Annotated in this window: 1 rRNA gene; it reads left to right on the forward strand. The window is 50.5% G+C overall.

The annotated features are described in order from the left end of the window. Window positions 1–2,724 (forward strand): 23S ribosomal RNA (locus tag ACFW0C_RS09690); the annotation flags it as partial. Between the last annotated feature and the right edge of the window lie 58 nt (window positions 2,725–2,782).

The raw sequence follows: 2,782 nt of genomic DNA on the forward strand, positions 1-2,782 counted from the left end.
GGAAGACGCAGGGAACTGAAACATCTCATTACCTGTAGGAAGAGAAAGAAAATTCGATTTCCTGAGTAGCGGCGAGCGAAACGGAAAGAGCCCAAACCAAAGAGCTTGCTCTTTGGGGTTGTAGGACAGACGATATGTAGTTAAAGATTTAGTCGAATGGCATGGGAAGGCCAATCACAGAGGGTGACAATCCCGTAGACGAAAGATCAATAACGCTAGTCTGTATCCTGAGTACGGCGGAACACGTGTAATTCCGTCGGAATCCGGGAGGACCATCTCCCAAGGCTAAATACTCCCTAGTGACCGATAGTGAACCAGTACCGTGAGGGAAAGGTGAAAAGCACCCCGGAAGGGGAGTGAAATAGTACCTGAAACCGTGCGCTTACAAGCAGTCAGAGCCCGTTAATGGGTGATGGCGTACTTTTTGTAGAACGGACCGGCGAGTTACGATTGCATGCAAGGTTAAGTTGAAGAAACGGAGCCATAGCGAAAGCGAGTCTGAATAGGGCGTCGAGTATGTAGTCGTATACCCGAAACCAAGTGACCTACCCATGTGCAGGGTGAAGGTGCGGTAAAACGCACTGGAGGCCCGAACCCACGTCTGTTGAAAAAGGCGGGGATGACGTGTGGGTAGCGGAGAAATTCCAATCGAACTTGGAGATAGCTGGTTCTCTCCGAAATAGCTTTAGGGCTAGCCTCGGATGATGAATATTGGAGGTAGAGCACTGTTTGATCTAGGGGTCCATCTAGGATTACCGAAATCTGATAAACTCCGAATGCCAAATATTTTAATCCGGGAGTCAAACTGCGAGTGATAAGATCCGTAGTTGAAAGGGAAACAGCCCAGACCACCAGCTAAGGTCCCAAAGTTTCAGTTAAGTGGAAAAGGATGTGGGGTTGCTTAGACAACTAGGATGTTGGCTTAGAAGCAGCCATCATTTAAAGAGTGCGTAATAGCTCACTAGTCGAGTGACCCTGCGCCGAAAATGTACCGGGGCTAAACTGAACACCGAAGCTGTGGATATCCGCATGGATATGGTAGGAGAGCGTTCTAAGGGCAGAGAAGCAAGATCGAGAGGACTTGTGGAGCGCTTAGAAGTGAGAATGCCGGTATGAGTAGCGAAAGACGGGTGAGAATCCCGTCCACCGTATGACTAAGGTTTCCTGGGGAAGGCTCGTCCTCCCAGGGTTAGTCGGGACCTAAGCCGAGACCGAAAGGTGTAGGCGATGGACAACAGGTTGAGATTCCTGTACTTGTTTGTATTGTTTGACCAAAGGAAGGACGCAGGAGGCTAAGCAGAGCACGTTATTGGATTCGTGTTCAAGCAGTGAGTCTGACACAGAGTGAAATGCTTCGTGTTAAAGATAAGCTGTGATGAGGAGGGAAATATAGTACCGAAGCTGCTGACGTCACACTGCCAAGAAAAGTTTCTAGTTAGATACAAACAACCCGTACCGCAAACCGACACAGGTAGTCGAGGAGAGCATCCTAAGGTGAGCGAGCGAACTCTCGTTAAGGAACTCGGCAAAATAACCCCGTAACTTCGGGAGAAGGGGTGCTGACCATTGGTCAGCCGCAGTGAATAGGCCCAAGCGACTGTTTATCAAAAACACAGGTCTCTGCAAAATCGAAAGATGACGTATAGGGGCTGACGCCTGCCCGGTGCTGGAAGGTTAAGAGGAGTGCTTAGCATTAGCGAAGGTACGAATTGAAGCCCCAGTAAACGGCGGCCGTAACTATAACGGTCCTAAGGTAGCGAAATTCCTTGTCAGGTAAGTTCTGACCCGCACGAAAGGCGTAACGATTTGGGCACTGTCTCAACGAGAGACTCGGTGAAATTGTAGTACCAGTGAAGATGCTGGTTACCCGCGACAGGACGGAAAGACCCCATGGAGCTTTACTGCAGGTTGATATTGAGTGTCTGTGTGACATGTACAGGATAGGTAGGAGCCATTGAAGCCGGAACGCTAGTTTCGGTGGAGGCACTGGTGGGATACTACCCTTGTGACATGGCCACTCTAACCCGCGACCGTAATCCGGTCGGGAGACAGTGTCAGTCGGGCAGTTTGACTGGGGCGGTCGCCTCCTAAAATGTAACGGAGGCGCCCAAAGGTTCCCTCAGAATGGTTGGAAATCATTCGCAGAGTGTAAAGGCAGAAGGGAGCTTGACTGCGAGACCTACAAGTCGAGCAGGGACGAAAGTCGGGCTTAGTGATCCGGTGGTTCCGCATGGAAGGGCCATCGCTCAACGGATAAAAGCTACCCTGGGGATAACAGGCTTATCTCCCCCAAGAGTTCACATCGACGGGGAGGTTTGGCACCTCGATGTCGGCTCATCGCATCCTGGGGCTGAAGTCGGTCCCAAGGGTTGGGCTGTTCGCCCATTAAAGCGGTACGCGAGCTGGGTTCAGAACGTCGTGAGACAGTTCGGTCCCTATCCGTCGCGGGCGTTGGAAATTTGAGAGGAGCTGTCCTTAGTACGAGAGGACCGGGATGGACACACCGCTGGTGTACCAGTTGTTCTGCCAAGAGCATCGCTGGGTAGCTATGTGTGGATGGGATAAACGCTGAAAGCATCTAAGCGTGAAGCCCTCCTCAAGATGAGATTTCCCATATCTTTAAGATAGTAAGACCCCTGAGAGACGATCAGGTAGATAGGCTAGAAGTGGAAGTGCAGCGATGTATGGAGCGGACTAGTACTAATCGGTCGAGGACTTATCCAATGGATATAAGATTGTATGATGGAATGGTAGACGACTTACAGATTCAGTTTTGAGCGAA

This window comes from Aerococcus sp. NPDC058936 (assembly GCF_042741995.1).
Taxonomy (GTDB): domain Bacteria; phylum Bacillota; class Bacilli; order Lactobacillales; family Aerococcaceae; genus Aerococcus.